Raw genomic sequence first — 15,484 nt, 5'->3', positions numbered from 1 at the left:
TAATTCTTGATGGGGCGATCGCATTCACCCAATCGGGTGAACCATTGGCTTACACCACTTTGGATTGTAAATTAGTTGATGCCCGGAACAATATTTTCTTGAGACTCTCCAGTAGAATGGAGAGTTTAAGATAAGATCAGTAATCATGTCTGACTAAAAGTTTACGAATTATGTTCACCCCAACAGCAACAAAACAAATTGGTGTAGTTGCCAAAGAAAGCGGCGTACCAATTAAAACCATTCGCTACTACGAAGAACTCGGACTACTTCAATCATCAGGTAGAACCGAAGGCGGATTTAGATTATTTAACTCTGATGTTTTAGCGCGACTACACTTTATCAAACGCGCTCAAAGTTTAGGCTTAAGTTTGTCAGAAATTAAAGAGTTTTTAAATGTTCATGATAGTGGTAAATTACCTTGTGAACATATCAAAGCGAAATTAGAAGACAAGGTAAAAGCTATTGATGAACAAATTCAACAATTAATGATTTTGCGACAAGAATTATCAGGCTTACTTTCTGGTTGGGAAATCAAACCTGATCATTCTCATTCTACTATTTGCCCCATCATTGAAAATGAATAATTCTCCCCAATGAGAGTCGATATTTCGATTTAGCGGTCTATAATCCGTGGTGAGTCTGACTTCGGAATTCTTCAATCATCATTTAATGTTTCAATCAATAAATCTACTTGCTTTTGTCTTTGTTGTAAAAAGCTTTCACACTGACGTAAATACTCAACAGCAGTGGCAAACTGCTCAAACACGTCTTCCAACTCCAATTCACCGGCTTCAATGCGGGCAATAATTTTTTCAATTTCTGATACCTTCGCCTCGTAATTCACATTTGCGATCGCTTCCGCATCCGAGGAACTTTTACGTTTAACCATTAATCTTTGAGGGTTTTTGTCGTCACTTCCGTAACTTTTACTTTAACTTCTCCCTGCCCCAACTGAACCAACAATTCTTGACCAACAGTTAACTCACTTGCATGACGCGCTATCGCTCCATTTTCTTGGCGTACCACGGCGTAACCTCGCTGTAACACCGCCTTTGGGTCAAGGGTAGCTAACTTCTGGCGCAACAATTCTAAATGCTGTGTGGCTTGTCGCGATCGCTGGCTAGTAACTTGTAAAAGTTGCTGACGTTTCCAGCCTAACTTTTGCATTTCTTGTTTGACTTGTCTATCTAAGCCTACACGTTGCAAGCGATTACGTAAGATTTGCAGTTGATTGACGGCCGATGTCCTCACTTCATACACTGCATCATACAAAGCATCAATTCGCTGCTGATGTTGAGCAGACAATTCTGATAGCGACGGTACAACTAATTCGGCGGCGGCGGTCGGTGTATGTACGCAGACATCAGCCGCTAAATCGACTAAAGATTCATCTCGTTGATGACCAATCCCCGTAATTACCGGGATAGAACATTCTGCCACAGCCCTGACGACTCGCTCATCATTAAAGCAAGCTAATTCCTCAACTGCCCCACCACCCCGTGATAAAATTAGCACCTCAGCCCGACCATCTTTTTCAACTCTGGCGATCGCTTTCACTATTGATTCTGGTGCTTGTTCGCCTTGTACTGTGGCTGGCGAAAATAATACTTGTAAGCCAGGATATCTATGTTTAAGGGTTTTTTGAATATCACCCCAAGCCGCCGCCGTGGGTGAAGTCACAACTGCGATCGTTTGGGGATGGGGTGGTAGCGGCCGCTTTTTTTCAGGGTCAAATAACCCTTCCGCTAACAAGCGGTTACGTAATTGTTGATAGCGTAATGCTTGTAAACCCACACCAGCAGGTAAAGCTTGCCAAACTGTTAACTGATACTCTCCTCTTTGGGGATACAAGCGTATACTCCCCAAAATAATTATCTGTTCACCAACCGCAGGAATCTGCACAAGTTTTGCTACTTGACTATTCCACGCCACGCACTTAATCGCTGCTGTCCCATCCGGGTCTTGCAGTGTAAAAAATAAACCACTGCGATGATGATTGGCGCTGGAAACTTCCCCTGTGATCCAAACTTGTCGTAGTTGCTCATCTTGCTCTAACAGCAACCGGATATAATCAGTTAACCCAGCTACCGAAAGTGCTGTATTGAAAGTTACAGAGTCAGTAAAATCAGAAGTCATCAATTAAGGGGGCCGAATAAAAAGGACTCAGAAGACAGAATTCAGAATTGGTGAATACTCTTACCATAAAGGGATGGAGTTTAAATTAAGAAGAAATTTTTATTTTGATTTCGCCCAGGTGGGACGAGGTTTTCCACCAATATTCATCACCCAGCGATGCACTGAGCCTGCTGAAGTGTCATACAGAATTCATACTGAATTCTGACTCCTGATTTCTGAATTCTTCTTCATAAACTAGCAAAACTTCTATCCAAATCCTAACAAAACCGTGTATTTTTCAGATTGGTAGTCTTGAACACTCAGATAAAATTTTGCTGAGGTGGGAATAACTTACCACTAGACCTGGCGAAAGCCATAATAGTTGAGGGGGGTAAAGACTCATCAAAGTTGTGACGTTTGTTTCTTAGAGAAATCCGATTTCCGCATTTTCTGGCTAAAATAGTATATCTGTTCTACTTCAACTCCAAACCTAACACTCCATAAATCCATATATATAGATAGAGGCAGTAATGGCTATCAACACTGACAATTCCGGTAAGCAAAAAGCCCTGAATATGGTACTCAACCAGATTGAGCGCAGCTTCGGTAAAGGTGCTATTATGCGCCTGGGCGATGCAACCCGGATGCGGGTGGAGACAATTTCCACAGGCGCACTCACCTTAGATTTAGCCCTGGGTGGTGGTTTACCCAAAGGGCGGGTAATTGAGATTTATGGCCCAGAAAGTTCTGGTAAAACCACAGTCGCCCTACACGCCCTCGCCGAAGTGCAGAAACAAGGTGGAATTGCGGCCTTTGTGGATGCGGAACACGCCCTAGACCCTACTTATGCGGCGGCTTTAGGTGTAGATATCGAGAATTTACTGGTTTCTCAACCTGATACTGGAGAAGCAGCTTTAGAAATTGTTGATCAACTGGTGCGCTCATCTGCCGTTGACATTGTAGTTATTGACTCAGTAGCAGCACTAGTTCCCCGCGCTGAAATCGAAGGCGATATGGGAGACGCACACGTTGGTTTACAAGCACGTTTGATGAGCCAAGCCCTCCGTAAAATCACGGGTAATATTGGTAAATCTGGTTGTACAGTAATTTTCATCAACCAATTACGGCAAAAGATTGGTGTCACCTACGGTAGCCCAGAAACTACAACTGGTGGTAATGCGTTGAAGTTTTATGCTTCTGTGCGTTTAGATATTCGTCGCATTCAAACCTTGAAAAAAGGAACTGATGAATTTGGGAACCGCGTTAAGGTAAAAGTTGCTAAAAACAAAGTTGCACCACCTTTTAGAGTGGCAGAATTTGACATTATTTTCGGTAAGGGAGTGTCAATTTTAGGTTGTTTGGTTGATATAGCCGAAGAAACAGGTGTTTTAACTCGTAAAGGTGCTTGGTATAGTTACAACGGCGACAACATTTCGCAAGGTAGAGATAACGCGATTAAATATTTAGAAGAAAAACCAGAATTCGCCGAACAAATTAAACAACAGGTGCGCCAAAAACTTGATATGGGCGCGGTTGTTTCTGCTAATTCTGTAGCTAAAGCCAGTGAAGATGAGGAAGAAGAATACGAAGAGGAAGAATAGTATTTACTATTGAACAGTGAATCAATTAGTGGCGAACAGAAATACGCCACTAATTTAGCAATCCTAAATGAGTTGTGAAAATCGAGAGGATCAGATACCCGACTTCTTAAAGAAGTCGGGTATCTTTTGGTTCACGAATGATTTAGGAATGCTATTGCAAAAATCAAATTGGAAAATCTTAAACTCCGTTCATAGCTAAGAAGGCGTAACTCGGCTGAAAAATCTATCTAAGATGTCTGATTTCTGTTCTGTACTAAAACCATCATGGCTATGTTGATAGTCTAAACCAAGGTTTTTGGTAAATGGAACAGCTTTATCAGTAATTTCAGGTAGGTATTTTCCGGGCGCAACATGACTTAAGGTATCATCTAAGTTGCAGTTTTTGCGAGATGAAAGCTGCATCAGTAACTCAACAGCTACCGTCGGTAAAATGCGAGAAGTCTGATTATAGAAAAAATAAAAACTCAGACTACCGATACGGATGCGATCGCCTTCTTTGAGTTTCATTGTTTCATAAACACGTTCGCCATTCACAAAGGAACCATTCGTACTTTTAAAATCGACTAGGTAAAACCCGTCTTCATCATATTGGATGGCAGCATGACGACGAGATAGGTATTTATCATTAATACAGATACCACAGTGGCGATCGCGTCCAATTGTCCAAATTCGCTGCGGTTGTAGTAAAGTCTGGGTTTGATTTTCAGCCAAATTAGTTACCAAGTAAACCTTCTCATCATCTACTACACCCTGCACATAGCTTGTATTTAACCCTGTCACACCAGGCAATGAACGGCCTTCCATCTGAAGAATGTCATCTAGAAGTCCACTATGGTGTTCGTACAACTTGACAAATACTTGATATAAACTTAGTCTTCTTTCTATCTCTTTACTTTGAAAGTCAGCGATTTTAGCTGAAGCTTTTAGTATGAATAGATTTGATTTGCTGATGTCGGTCATGGACTTTTTTCTCAGCCTAAAATCAGGAACAGTGGCTTTTTGAGTTTTTGCTTTCAGACAATGGAGTTGGATGATTTTGACTAAGAATTCCTACTTGTATTTTGGTACTTAGTATAAGTATCATGCAACTTTAGTTTTTTAAAAAAATTGTTTTATTTCGTTTTATATTGTAAATTACTGTAGTCTTATTTTAACAGATACTAATTATTAAGAATAATTTAAGTATTTCTTAAGTAATATTAGAAAGATTAAAGCTAAAGGATTAATTTCGTAATTCACCCAAAAACAAAAATTAAGTATTGAGTATCAATACTTAATTCTTAATTTGAATTATTCAAATTTATTTATGAATATTTTCCTATTTCCTGTTTATCTGGACTTACAATAAACCACGTTTACCATTCGGGCGTACTGTCATCCAATTAGTTTTGGCTAGAGCCAGTTGCTCATCTAAAATTTTGGCACCAGTCAGATTAGCACCACATAAATTAGCGCCTCGGAGATTAGCATTACTCAGATGGGCGTAGCTGAGATCAGCACCCCGTAAATCTGCTCCTTCTAAATCAGCATGGTTGAAATAAGCTTTGCTTAAATTTGCATCTCTGAGATTGGCGCGAGTGAGACTAGCCCTACCAAAGTCACTGTTGTGAAGATTTGCGCCTTGAAGATTAGTGCTTTGCAGTTGAGCCGAATGAAAATTGGTTTCTGACAATTCACTACCTTGGAGATTGAGAAAGTTTAAATTGTGTAAGGCAAAATCTCGTCTTCCCTTGAGATAGGCTGTTAATAAAGTTTGGCTATCTAATCTGCGTCCAGCTTTAGATTGTTGATTACTTGCACTATTACTATGACTGTTAGGTAACATTCCGGGTTTACCTACAGAGGCTGCACGCATTCCACCTTGATCAGAAGCAGCAGCCTCGGCAATTTTTGCTCTGCGGGCGCGAATTGCGGCGGCTACCTGTGCTACTCCTGTCGCATTACCCCCAACTGCGGAAGGATTGCTGCATAAAATTGCCGAGTTCTCTCCACGCTGCGGTGTTTTTTCTTTAGAATTATTTTCAGATTTTACTAGCAAGCTTTTAGCCAAACTATCCAAGTAAGGCTCCATTTCTAATGCTCTGAGAACTTCTGCTGCTGACTGGTAGCGATTGCGGACAGAAACATCTAACATTTTTCGCAACACACCTGTCAAGTGATCACTCACATGCACCAAATGTTCCCACATCATTTCCCCTGTGGTGGGATTGTAATCTAAATCTTTAGGAGTTTTGCTGGTGAGCAAATAAATACAAGTTACTCCGAGGGCATAGATATCACTTGCGTAAACCGGACGCATCGCCATTTGTTCTGGAGGTGCAAAGCCAGGGGTACCAATTGCGTAGGCGGTTAGGGCAGTATGCCCTGATTGACTCGGCGCAGCTTGAGTGACGTGGTTTTTCACCGCACCAAAGTCAATTAGCACCATTCTGGCATCTTGGGTGCGACGAATTAAGTTGGCTGGTTTGATATCACGGTGAATTACCTTCTGCTCATGGATGTATTGCAGTACAGGTAACATCTCACTCAAAAACTGTTTCACACCAACTTCAGTCAATACACCATTAGCTTTGACTTCCTGTTGCAAGGTAGCACCGCTAATGTATTCCTGAACTAAATAGAATTGTTCCTGTTCTTCAAAATAGTCCAGTAATCTGGGGACTTGAGGATGGTTACCAATTTTACCTAATGTTCTGGCTTCACGCTCAAAGAGTTCTCGCGCCATTTGCAAAACATGGGGTGCGTTTCCTGATGGTCGTAGTTGCTTGATGACGCAACTTGGTTCTCCTGGTAAAGCTTCATCTTGAGCCAGAAAGGTTGCGCCAAAGCCTCCTTGACCTAACGGTTTACTCACCCGATAGCGATCGCGCAGCAGTAGGCGCGAGCCGCAAGACTGACACCTTTGGCTATATACCACATTTTCTGGATTGGGACAGGTTGGATTTAAGCAGTAGCTCATGCACTGTCAACTCGCTGCGCGAAAATGGCTGGGAGCATTACACTCTAATTCAATTATTGAGACCAAAACTGACTCTGAGCAGGTAATTTATGCTGGAAATCCTTTGAAGAGTTCCTAAAGTTTGACTGCTTGATCTAAGCGATCATCACAACAAGATAGCTGATTGACCGCGCGATCGTCAGTAGTTATCAAGCTATTTGTGTAATAACTAGTTTTCAAATCAAAATTCTACGTATTTTTACAGTCACTTAAGTAGTGCTGAGTGGAAAGTGCAGAGTGCTGAGTTGAGAAAGCGCCGTAGGCGCTTATGTTTTTTGCTTTGCAAACTATTTACTCAGCACTCAGCACTCAGCACTTACAAACTAGACAATACTTCCCGTGCCACAGCAAGAGTCTGCTCAATATCTTCCTCAGTATGTGCCAAAGAAGTAAAGCCAGCCTCAAACTGAGAAGGTGCTAAATAAACACCACGTTCTAACATTCCGCGATGAAAACGCCCAAATTTGGCAGTATCTGACTTTTTGGCATCTTCATAGTTATGAACAGGCCCAGAAGTAAAGAATAAGCCAAACATGGCGCTAATCTGACCACCACAAGCAGCGTGACCAGTTTCTTGAGCAATTTGCAGTAAACCGGCGGCTAATTTTTGCGTAATTTGGTCAAGATACTCATAAGTACCAGGTTTTTGTAGCAATTCCAGGGTTTTAATCCCAGCTGTCATCGCCAATGGGTTCCCGGAAAGAGTACCAGCCTGATACACAGGGCCAGCAGGAGCGATCATGGACATAATATCCCGCCGTCCTCCATAAGCTCCGACTGGTAAACCACCACCGATAACTTTACCTAGTGTTGTCAAATCGGGAGTAATGCCAAATTTCTCTTGAGCGCCACCATAAGCGATCCGGAAACCCGTCATGACTTCATCAAATACTAATAAAGCTCCATGCTCATGGGTGAGTTCCCGTAGACCTTCTAAAAACCCAGCATCAGGAGGAATAAACCCAGCATTCCCAACCACTGGCTCTAGAATGACACCAGCAATCTGGTCGCGGTTTTCTTCAAACAAGGCTTTGACGGCTTCCAGGTCATTGAAAGGAGCTGTTAGGGTGCTGCTAGTTGCTGATTTTGGTACTCCTGGGGAGTCGGGTAAACCAAGGGTGGCTACACCAGAACCAGCTTTAACCAAGAACATATCAGCATGTCCGTGGTAACAGCCTTCAAATTTGATGATTTTCTCACGATTGGTAAAAGCCCGCATCAGCCGCAAAACTGCCATACAAGCTTCTGTGCCAGAGTTGACAAATCTGACCATTTCGATGCTTGGAACAGCATCAATCACCATTTCTGCGAGTACGTTTTCCAGAACTGATGGCGCACCAAAACTTGTACCTTTTTCTAAAGCTTCATGAAGTGCTGCGATCACTTCTGGATGAGTGTGTCCGCAAATAGCAGGCCCCCAAGTGCCTACATAGTCGATGTATTGGTTGCCATCAACATCCCAGATGTATGCGCCTTTAACATGGTCAAAAACTATGGGTTGACCACCGACAGATTTAAATGCTCTGACAGGAGAACTCACTCCTCCCGGCATGAGGTTTTGGGCGGCGGCGAAAATTTCTTGTGATTTTGTGGTTTTAATTGTGGTGTTTACCAAGGTTCTCTCCTAAAAGTGAGAAAGAAAAAAGCTCTATCTTAGGATAGGGTTAAATACTGTGCGTAATTTCTATCCTATAGAAATAGCTGAACCAGGAAAATAACAACTATGTTGTATAAGTCCAATGAAGACTTGCCTTTAGAAATCCGAACTCGGTTATCTGAGGCATACCAGGAACTTTACCGTGCAGCGTTTAACTCGGCTCTCCATTGGTATGGTGAAGCATCGAAAGCTCACCAAGTGGCGCTAAGTGCTGTGAGGATGCAGTCTGCAATGGACAGAAATGTTGTTGTTTCAGGCTAGATAATTAAATTTTCATTTTGAGAAAACATTCCAGCTGTCATATTGAGAATGGTATCGTGAATCCATGAATCATTGTTGTTAGAGCAAGTAAGCTGGTATGTTTTCTACCGAACCAAATTCATTCCGTCACGCTATTCCCGTTGAAGAGATTCGCTACGACGAACGGGGTTTGGTAGCGGCCATTGTGCAGGACTATTTGGATGGCACAGTCTTGATGATGGCTTGGATGAATCGGGAATCGTTACAAAAGACTTTGGACACTGGAGAAACTTGGTTTTGGAGTCGTTCGCGTCAAGAGTTATGGCATAAGGGCGGGACTTCGGGACATATTCAAAAAGTACAGAGCATTCGCTATGACTGTGATAGTGATGCTTTGTTAATTGGGGTGGAGCAAATCGGAGATATTGCTTGTCATACAGGTGAGCGCAGTTGTTTTCATCAAGTAGATGGCAAAATTCAACTACCACCAGCCGATACATTATCTCAGGTGTTTCAGGTGATTTGCGATCGCCGCGACCACCCCACAGAAAGTTCTTATACCTGCAAGTTATTCGCAGGCGGTGATAACAAGATTTTGAAAAAGATTGGTGAAGAATCGGCTGAGGTGGTGATGGCTTTTAAGGATGATGAGCCAGAAGCCATTGCAGGTGAGGTTGCGGATTTGCTCTATCACACCTTGGTTGCTTTGGCTCATCATCAAGTTGATTTAAAGGCTGTATATCGAAAACTGCAAGAACGGAGACGTTAAGGGAATAGGGGCTAGTAGTGTACCAACCCAAAATTGCTACGTGGAGGTAAGCAAGGGAGCAAGGGAGCAGGGGAGCAGGGGAGAAACTTGCAGTAAGTCTTTCCCCCCTGCCCCTCTGCTCCTCTGCTGACCACAACGCAAAGTTTCCTTGGCAGACTACTAGGGGCTAGGGAGTAGGGAGTGGAGAGTAAGAGATGTAAGTAATTTTCCTGACTCCTGACTCCTGCCTTCAAACTTTTTGTAATTCTTATCATTTGCTGAACTTTTCCTCACTGATTCCACAGGGTTTCCACAGGGTTTTTAGTAGTTTTCCACAGACACACTACGAGATGATCAGCACTTGCTGGGTTACTGGGGATTTTGGGGTGATAGCTGTAGCTGGTTTCAGTGACTGAGTTTTTGTGAATTTATGTAACAAAAACTCTGGTTTAACCCTGATTATTCCGTGAGTTTTTCTTTTCTTAAGCACTTTTGTTAACATTTCGCAGCATTGACAAAACCACCCCCTCTTGAAGCACAATGATGCGACTGGCACTTTATTTCTACCCGAATTTATCTGGGAAAATAAAAAATTCCTGAGATGTTTGGAGGCAACAGAAGCGACAATTTTGATTTTTTGCTTCAAGAGTGGCAGTAAATTCGCTTGATCGACCTCAGAGAAGGAAAATCTCATGAACACAAAGGTGAGCATTTTTACGGAAATTCCCGAAACACTCCATGAATCGCTCAAAACTTATTTAGAAACTCACCCTGATTGGGATCAAACCCGTGTGTTAACAGCAGCTTTGTCACTGTTTTTACTCCAAAATGGGGATAGCGATCGCCGTGCGGCTCGTGTTTATTTAGAAACTTTATTCCACAACTGCTAGTTATGTAGTAGGGGACAGGTGACAGGTAACGGGTGATAGGTGACATTCCTGAGATGTTAACTGTCTTGGCGATCGCTAGATCAATCAGGATTGAGGCAAAAAAGAATACATAATAGTCAGGGCGAACAAATGTTCGCCCTGACTTAGTGTTAAGTATGAAATAATTAATTCAAGGGTTAGTTTCCAATTGCGGTGAATGAGTAGGACATTCAAATTTATAACCTACGCCGCGTACAGTTTGAATTAATGCTGGTTGACTGGCATCAGCTTCAATTTTCTTCCGAATTTGACCGATATGTACATCGACAACCCGTTGGTCGCCAACATATTCATAGTCCCAAACCTCTTGAATGAGTTCGGCGCGTCGCCAAACTCGTCCAGGATGACTGGCTAAAAAATGCAGTAAGTCAAATTCTAATGCTGTTAGAGGTACTGGTAGGCTGTTTAATGTCACTTCCCGCCGAACGGGATCAATCATCAGTTTTTCAAAAACTAGGCGTTTTTGTTCTGCTGTTGTCACAACCCGTTGTCGCCGTAAAATCGCGGCGACTCTGACTTCTAACTCTCCTAGACCAAATGGCTTGGTGAGATAGTCATCAGCACCTTTAGCAAAGCCGCGAATCTTGTCAGCTTCATCCGCACGGCTAGTGAGCATGAGAACAAACACACCATTACGACTTTGCATCTCTTGGCAGAGGTTGAACCCGATTACGTCTGGTAAGTTTACGTCTAAAATTACCAAGTCAGGGTTAAATTGCTCGAATAGCGCCAAGGCTGTTTTACCATCCTCAGCCGCCTCCACCTGATAGTTCTGCTTAATCAAAAAGCGTTGGATTAAGTTGCGAACCGCAGGGTCGTCATCAACTACAAGAATCTTGGCAGGAGCCATGACCATCACTTTGCACAAAAATTCGTAAGATTAACAGGAGAATTGCGTACTTTGGGACTGTTACACAAACTTTGCTGGTGTTCCCGTACTTGAGATGCAGCCATTGTAATGGCAATTTGATGTCAAATCATTAAATAGTCTCAACATGAGCCACAGCAGTTGTGTAACTTTGGAAAATTTCCTACTCCCAATTACGTGGTAATTTAAAGCTTTTCAATTTTAATATCGATATGCTTGTGGATACCACTAGTGATTGTGAAGCTGGTTCATCTAAATTGCCTCAAGGCACGGTAAATTGCCAAATTTGAAACATAAAAGTTAATTTTTTCATAAAAAAATAAGTTTTAAGAAGTCTTAGTTCAAATTCTAGAGTAAAGCCACCACTGGTCAACGACATGAGGGGATACACGGAGTTCTAGCAATATGTTAAAGTTGCTATAGTTAAATTTCCTGGGTCAGTTTAACTTACCCGTGCTACTATCCTGGTAGAGCATATAAGTTGCTTGCAACATTTGTTTAAATCTAGGCAAAACCTAAAGTTGTTTTCCAAACAGCAAAATACCTCTGCTGACTAAGGCTGAAGTGTAAACTCCCATGAGCGATCAAAATCCCTACGACAAACTTGGGGTGTCCGAAGAAGCTAGCTTTGATGAGATTCAGGATGCTCGCAATCGCCTATTGGAGCAACACAGTGGCGATGCTAAGGCTCTGGAACTCATTGAAGCGTCTTATGATGCGATTTTAATGGATCGGTTACGGATGCGTCAGGAAGGCAAAATCAAAGTACCTGAGCGAATCCGTTTCCCAGAACTACGAGTCCAATTTCCTCCTAAAGAAGTTTCAACTCCTCGTGAACAGTCGCCTGCATGGCTACAGAGGCTATTAGATCAGCCAACAACGGCAGATGTACTGTTACCAGGTGCTTGGTATTTAGGTTTGAGTGCTATTGGTATTTTCTATCCCGCCTCTGGTGATCAAGTTTTACAGTTGGCGTTGGTGGTTGGGGTAGGTGTTAGTGTTTACTTTCTTAATCGTAAAGAAGGTAAGTTTGGTAGAGCCGTTTTGTTAACGCTGATTGGTCTGATATTAGGCTTGATTATTGGCGGATTGATTGCAAGCGGTTTACCACAAATCGGTTTGGTGGGGTTAAATCCTGAGCAATTTTCTACGGTGTTCACATTTATATTATTGTGGTTAATTAGTAGCTTTCTGCGGTAATATAAAAAATTTACTATTGATTATGGGTAGCAGAATCAATCATCTGCTACCCATATTTATAGGACTTAACAATCAAGGGTTTTGGGAAGGGTGTGGGGGTTCAGGGGTGTATGTATCTAAAACTCTTACACCCCACACCCAGTCTCCACAGACAATCTTTGTGCGTGAGTCCTAATTGATTATCTGAGGGTTAAAGTACTCTTTTCTAAAATCAGAGCTACGGCTGAACTTAAATTAGGAACAATCAAATCGGGGCGGTATAGTTCTAGTTGAGCGCGATCGCGGATACCAGATTCTACAGCCATAACTTTAATGTTATGGGTTTTAGCGGCAGTGATATCGGCTTCTGTGTCTCCCACCATCCAGGTATCGCTAACGAAAGACAGTTCTTTTAAGGCTTTGGCCATTAACAATGGCTTATCTTCAATATCACGGGTTTTAATATAGTCGTTGCTCAGACAATAACGACGATTTTCGGGGAAAAATCTGCCTAAATCAAATTTTTGAAAGGCAAAGTCTAATTCCCAAACTCGCCGCATAGTCATAACTGCTAAGTCAACTCCGGCTGCTTGAATTTTGGCTAATGCTTCTACAGCACCCGGTACTAAGGTGTCATAGTCAAAATAAGGTTCTGTATGTACTGTTTTCCGCCGCAGTTGGGAAAATTCTTGTGCTTGTGCTTCATCAAGTCCAGAAGTTAAGGCAATTTGTTTTTCAGGAATTCTCGCTCGCTTTTGTTGCCAAAATTCAGCTTTACTTAATTGTCTTACTGCTTGTCCTGGACGTTGGGTTTTTTCTAAACAATATTGATAAACACGATAGTACCGTTCAGAAACATCAACAATGGGGCCGTCGAAGTCGGTAAATAGTCTTAGCATCGGCGGAAATTATATGTTAATTTTTCTTAAGAGTAACTTAATTGTGTATCAATAGTCATTATTTAATTAATTGATGTAAATATTTATTTCAAATCGTTGGGTTAAGCAATACAAAACCCAACGATTTGAAAGTTAATGAGTGGGGAATAGGAAAGAAGACTAACTATTGAAATGTTGAAGCATCGCTGTTAAGTAAACGGCGGACAGCTTGTTCTATATCTGTTTCTTTGATTAAAGATTCACCGATTAAAACGGCGTTGGTACCAGCCGCCGCCATCAGGGATAAGTCAGCGTGGGTGTAAAGTCCTGATTCACTGACGACGATCGCACCCAAGTTTTGAATTTGCGATCGCCTAGCAGCTAGTAATCTCTGAGTTGTGCCGATATCAACGGTAAAGTCTGCTAAACTTTGGTTGTTAATGCCAATTAAGCGGACATCATCTAGCTGCAAGACTCGATCCAGTTCAGCTAAGGTATGCACTTCTATTAAGGCACTCATCCCCAAATAATGAATAATGCGTTGAAAATCTTGCAGTTGTCTATCTGTGAGAATTGCGGCTATGAGTAGAACTGCATCTGCACCTGCGGCGCGTGCTAAATAAATTTGGCAGGGATCAATAATAAACTCTTTACAAAGCAGTGGTACTGATACTTTGTGGCGAATCATCCGCAAACTTTCAAAACTACCTTGAAAAAATGTCCGTTCGGTAAAGACAGAAATACAAGCTGCACCAGCACGTTCGTAAGCTTTGGCGATCGCAATAGCATCAAAGTCTGCGCGAATCATCCCATAACCAGGAGATGCTTTTTGAATTTCTGCAATTAAACTAGGTTTATAAGGGTTTTGTTGTAAGGCTGTGAAAAAATCTCGGATGGTGGGTGCAGCTGTTAACTGACGTTGCAAAGAAGCTAAAGACATGTGTTGTTGAATCTGTGCTACTTCTTGCTTTTTCTGCCACACAATTTCTCTTAACATAGGCTGGAGATGAGGATTCACAGTAGTCATCGGATAAATCATAAGTTGTCAAAAATTGGGAAGTGAAATGAATTAAAAACATGAAGTATTCACATCAGCACAATAAATGAGGCTGATGAGAAATTTTTCCAACGAGTTATTTGGCATTTATAGCAATCAAATCTGCTATAAATTGCAATGCAAAACATAAACATCAGCCAGAAATATCCGACTAATGTAGGAGTTTTTTCGGGAATATAAGGCTATATAGATAATTGCTGCGGTTTTAAGAGCGTACCCAATTTGATTTGATGTCAAAAACGCCTATTTTCTGTTCAGAAGCGTTAGTTTCTTTTGGCTTTGCGCCGTGGAGTAGGTAGTTATTTTTGAGGAGACGAATATAGGTACGGTAGGGAATGTAATCTATGGGGTTATAACCAGAAAACCTCAGCATTAAAACACATGCCCAAGAGTATTTACCTGCAATAATCGCTTTAATAATTTGTTCAACTTGTTCTGTATTAATTGGCTTGGCATTTCGTAGGTTATCTAGTTGATACATAAAACCCTCTTTTTAGCTTTCATCCTAGATTTGCTAGGTTGGATTATATTTAGTACCAAAAACTCTGTTCAGGGTATCCGTCTATTGTTTCACGGATATAAATAGGACGGATAATTATAGGCTAGGCTATCAATATGCACCTACATATTTGCCCCCAAAAATGCGGCGTATATCGATGAAAACTTTTTTAATTACACTAGGGACTGTAATTTTGATCATCTCCAGACCAATAGCTTCTGCCGAAAAAGTTCTGCTCGGAACTTGGCAAAATTAGTCGAATGCCACTTCAACTAATTTGGCATACTCATTTCATGGTTTGGTAGAAGACGTTGACCCTTGTAGTTAATAGATTGGTCTGTACGTGGTAGATGAAGAGTGTAATTTACACTGAAGACAAGCTGACGATGATGTGTCGTGTTCTTGTTCTGCAAATGATTCTGTGCTGTATTGCTGATTGCGTGTCATTGCCAATAGTTGGGGGTGGTGTGATAAACACTCCCTGAACAGTGGGAATAATGGATATCGCCTTGGATATGCGTAGTTGCTGGTAAATAAGCCTCTACGAATCCAGGTGAAACATTTTGATTTCAGTGACAGTGCAGAATACATGAACATCGCCCAAGGTGTGGTAGGTGAAGGAATCACAAATCATCGGCATTTCTGGGAAACTTTTGCTGGGGTGTGGCGCGATCGCTTTGCTACCTCAACAAAACAAGTTTGACACTACAGCACT

Annotated in this window: 16 protein-coding genes; 7 read left to right on the top strand and 9 right to left on the bottom strand. The window is 41.8% G+C overall.

From position 1 onward, the window contains the following. Positions 1 to 170 precede the first annotated feature (170 nt). Positions 171 to 584: a heavy metal-responsive transcriptional regulator gene (locus H6G77_RS07480; protein ID WP_190589357.1), complete on the top strand. Its 414-nt coding sequence runs from the start codon at positions 171 to 173 to the stop codon at positions 582 to 584. Between the two features lie 71 nt (positions 585 to 655). Here the strand turns inward: H6G77_RS07480 and xseB are convergent, their stop codons facing one another. Continuing rightward, positions 656 to 889: an exodeoxyribonuclease VII small subunit gene (xseB, locus tag H6G77_RS07475; protein WP_190668977.1), complete on the bottom strand. Its 234-nt coding sequence runs from the start codon at positions 887 to 889 to the stop codon at positions 656 to 658. Then, the gene (gene xseA, locus H6G77_RS07470; RefSeq protein ID WP_190668975.1) at positions 889 to 2,136 is read right to left on the bottom strand and encodes an exodeoxyribonuclease VII large subunit; all 1,248 of its coding nucleotides are present in this window, start codon (positions 2,134 to 2,136) and stop codon (positions 889 to 891) included. The genes xseB and xseA overlap by 1 nt, the downstream gene beginning before the upstream one ends. 509 nt (positions 2,137 to 2,645) lie before the next feature. Between xseA and recA the strand changes: the two genes are divergently transcribed. Continuing rightward, positions 2,646 to 3,716: a recombinase RecA gene (recA, locus tag H6G77_RS07465; RefSeq protein ID WP_190589360.1), complete on the top strand. Its 1,071-nt coding sequence runs from the start codon at positions 2,646 to 2,648 to the stop codon at positions 3,714 to 3,716. Positions 3,717 to 3,911: 195 nt separating this feature from the next. Here the strand turns inward: recA and H6G77_RS07460 are convergent, their stop codons facing one another. The 3 genes from H6G77_RS07460 to hemL all read right to left on the bottom strand — a co-directional run bounded on the left by H6G77_RS07460 (position 3,912) and on the right by hemL (position 8,329). Continuing rightward, positions 3,912 to 4,676, bottom strand: coding sequence for an FHA domain-containing protein (locus H6G77_RS07460; protein WP_190589361.1), 765 nt, complete (start codon positions 4,674 to 4,676; stop codon positions 3,912 to 3,914). A 379-nt stretch (positions 4,677 to 5,055) separates the two neighbouring features. After that, positions 5,056 to 6,675 carry a serine/threonine-protein kinase gene (locus tag H6G77_RS07455; RefSeq protein WP_190589362.1) on the bottom strand — a complete coding sequence of 540 codons (1,620 nt, stop codon included), beginning with the start codon at positions 6,673 to 6,675 and terminating at the stop codon, positions 5,056 to 5,058. A gap of 355 nt (positions 6,676 to 7,030) precedes the next feature. Next, positions 7,031 to 8,329 carry a glutamate-1-semialdehyde 2,1-aminomutase gene (gene hemL / locus H6G77_RS07450; RefSeq protein WP_190589363.1) on the bottom strand — a complete coding sequence of 433 codons (1,299 nt, stop codon included), beginning with the start codon at positions 8,327 to 8,329 and terminating at the stop codon, positions 7,031 to 7,033. 108 nt (positions 8,330 to 8,437) lie between these two features. Here hemL and H6G77_RS07445 point away from each other — a divergent pair, with 108 nt between their 5' ends. The 3 genes from H6G77_RS07445 to H6G77_RS07435 all read left to right on the top strand — a co-directional run bounded on the left by H6G77_RS07445 (position 8,438) and on the right by H6G77_RS07435 (position 10,249). Beyond that, entirely contained in the window at positions 8,438 to 8,632 is a 195-nt protein-coding gene (locus H6G77_RS07445; RefSeq protein ID WP_062297230.1) for a ChaB family protein, read from the top strand. 97 nt (positions 8,633 to 8,729) lie between these two features. Next, complete coding sequence (gene hisIE / locus H6G77_RS07440; protein WP_190589364.1) at positions 8,730 to 9,380, top strand: bifunctional phosphoribosyl-AMP cyclohydrolase/phosphoribosyl-ATP diphosphatase HisIE; 651 nt, start codon at positions 8,730 to 8,732, stop codon at positions 9,378 to 9,380. 671 nt (positions 9,381 to 10,051) lie between these two features. Further along, positions 10,052 to 10,249 carry a DUF2811 domain-containing protein gene (locus tag H6G77_RS07435; RefSeq protein ID WP_062297234.1) on the top strand — a complete coding sequence of 66 codons (198 nt, stop codon included), beginning with the start codon at positions 10,052 to 10,054 and terminating at the stop codon, positions 10,247 to 10,249. Between the two features lie 169 nt (positions 10,250 to 10,418). Here H6G77_RS07435 and H6G77_RS07430 read toward each other — a convergent pair whose 3' ends face one another. Further along, positions 10,419 to 11,138 carry a response regulator transcription factor gene (locus H6G77_RS07430; protein WP_190589365.1) on the bottom strand — a complete coding sequence of 240 codons (720 nt, stop codon included), beginning with the start codon at positions 11,136 to 11,138 and terminating at the stop codon, positions 10,419 to 10,421. Between the two features lie 594 nt (positions 11,139 to 11,732). Here H6G77_RS07430 and H6G77_RS07425 point away from each other — a divergent pair. Continuing rightward, positions 11,733 to 12,356, top strand: a complete 624-nt coding sequence (locus H6G77_RS07425) for a CPP1-like family protein (protein ID WP_190589366.1) — start codon at positions 11,733 to 11,735, stop codon at positions 12,354 to 12,356. A 179-nt stretch (positions 12,357 to 12,535) separates the two neighbouring features. Here H6G77_RS07425 and H6G77_RS07420 read toward each other — a convergent pair whose 3' ends face one another. The 3 genes from H6G77_RS07420 to H6G77_RS07410 form a co-directional block, all read right to left on the bottom strand. Beyond that, the gene (locus H6G77_RS07420) at positions 12,536 to 13,234 is read right to left on the bottom strand and encodes an HAD family hydrolase (protein ID WP_190871230.1); all 699 of its coding nucleotides are present in this window, start codon (positions 13,232 to 13,234) and stop codon (positions 12,536 to 12,538) included. 163 nt (positions 13,235 to 13,397) lie between these two features. After that, complete coding sequence (gene trpC, locus H6G77_RS07415; protein ID WP_190589368.1) at positions 13,398 to 14,252, bottom strand: indole-3-glycerol phosphate synthase TrpC; 855 nt, start codon at positions 14,250 to 14,252, stop codon at positions 13,398 to 13,400. 223 nt (positions 14,253 to 14,475) lie between these two features. Further along, positions 14,476 to 14,751 (bottom strand): HetP family heterocyst commitment protein, encoded by a 276-nt coding sequence (locus H6G77_RS07410; protein ID WP_190589369.1) that lies wholly within the window; start codon positions 14,749 to 14,751, stop codon positions 14,476 to 14,478. 571 nt (positions 14,752 to 15,322) lie between these two features. Here H6G77_RS07410 and H6G77_RS07405 point away from each other — a divergent pair. Further along, positions 15,323 to 15,472 carry a hypothetical protein gene (locus H6G77_RS07405; RefSeq protein ID WP_190589370.1) on the top strand — a complete coding sequence of 50 codons (150 nt, stop codon included), beginning with the start codon at positions 15,323 to 15,325 and terminating at the stop codon, positions 15,470 to 15,472. The last annotated feature ends 12 nt before the right edge of the window (positions 15,473 to 15,484 follow it).

The organism is Aulosira sp. FACHB-615 (assembly GCF_014698045.1).
GTDB lineage: Bacteria > Cyanobacteriota > Cyanobacteriia > Cyanobacteriales > Nostocaceae > Nostoc_B.
This window is presented reverse-complemented; position numbering and strand designations above follow the sequence as displayed.

What these genes read in the sequence shown, in the direction of transcription:
- H6G77_RS07480 (WP_190589357.1), top strand. Translation starts at nt 171, where the DNA reads ATGTTCACCCCAACAGCAACAAAACAAATTGGTGTAGTTGCCAAAGAA.
- xseB (WP_190668977.1), bottom strand. Translation starts at nt 889, where the DNA reads ATGGTTAAACGTAAAAGTTCCTCGGATGCGGAAGCGATCGCAAATGTG.
- xseA (WP_190668975.1), bottom strand. Translation starts at nt 2,136, where the DNA reads ATGACTTCTGATTTTACTGACTCTGTAACTTTCAATACAGCACTTTCG.
- recA (WP_190589360.1), top strand. Translation starts at nt 2,646, where the DNA reads ATGGCTATCAACACTGACAATTCCGGTAAGCAAAAAGCCCTGAATATG.
- H6G77_RS07460 (WP_190589361.1), bottom strand. Translation starts at nt 4,676, where the DNA reads ATGACCGACATCAGCAAATCAAATCTATTCATACTAAAAGCTTCAGCT.
- H6G77_RS07455 (WP_190589362.1), bottom strand. Translation starts at nt 6,675, where the DNA reads ATGAGCTACTGCTTAAATCCAACCTGTCCCAATCCAGAAAATGTGGTA.
- H6G77_RS07445 (WP_062297230.1), top strand. Translation starts at nt 8,438, where the DNA reads ATGTTGTATAAGTCCAATGAAGACTTGCCTTTAGAAATCCGAACTCGG.
- hisIE (WP_190589364.1), top strand. Translation starts at nt 8,730, where the DNA reads ATGTTTTCTACCGAACCAAATTCATTCCGTCACGCTATTCCCGTTGAA.
- H6G77_RS07435 (WP_062297234.1), top strand. Translation starts at nt 10,052, where the DNA reads ATGAACACAAAGGTGAGCATTTTTACGGAAATTCCCGAAACACTCCAT.
- H6G77_RS07430 (WP_190589365.1), bottom strand. Translation starts at nt 11,138, where the DNA reads ATGGCTCCTGCCAAGATTCTTGTAGTTGATGACGACCCTGCGGTTCGC.
- H6G77_RS07425 (WP_190589366.1), top strand. Translation starts at nt 11,733, where the DNA reads ATGAGCGATCAAAATCCCTACGACAAACTTGGGGTGTCCGAAGAAGCT.
- H6G77_RS07420 (WP_190871230.1), bottom strand. Translation starts at nt 13,234, where the DNA reads ATGCTAAGACTATTTACCGACTTCGACGGCCCCATTGTTGATGTTTCT.
- trpC (WP_190589368.1), bottom strand. Translation starts at nt 14,252, where the DNA reads ATGATTTATCCGATGACTACTGTGAATCCTCATCTCCAGCCTATGTTA.
- H6G77_RS07410 (WP_190589369.1), bottom strand. Translation starts at nt 14,751, where the DNA reads ATGTATCAACTAGATAACCTACGAAATGCCAAGCCAATTAATACAGAA.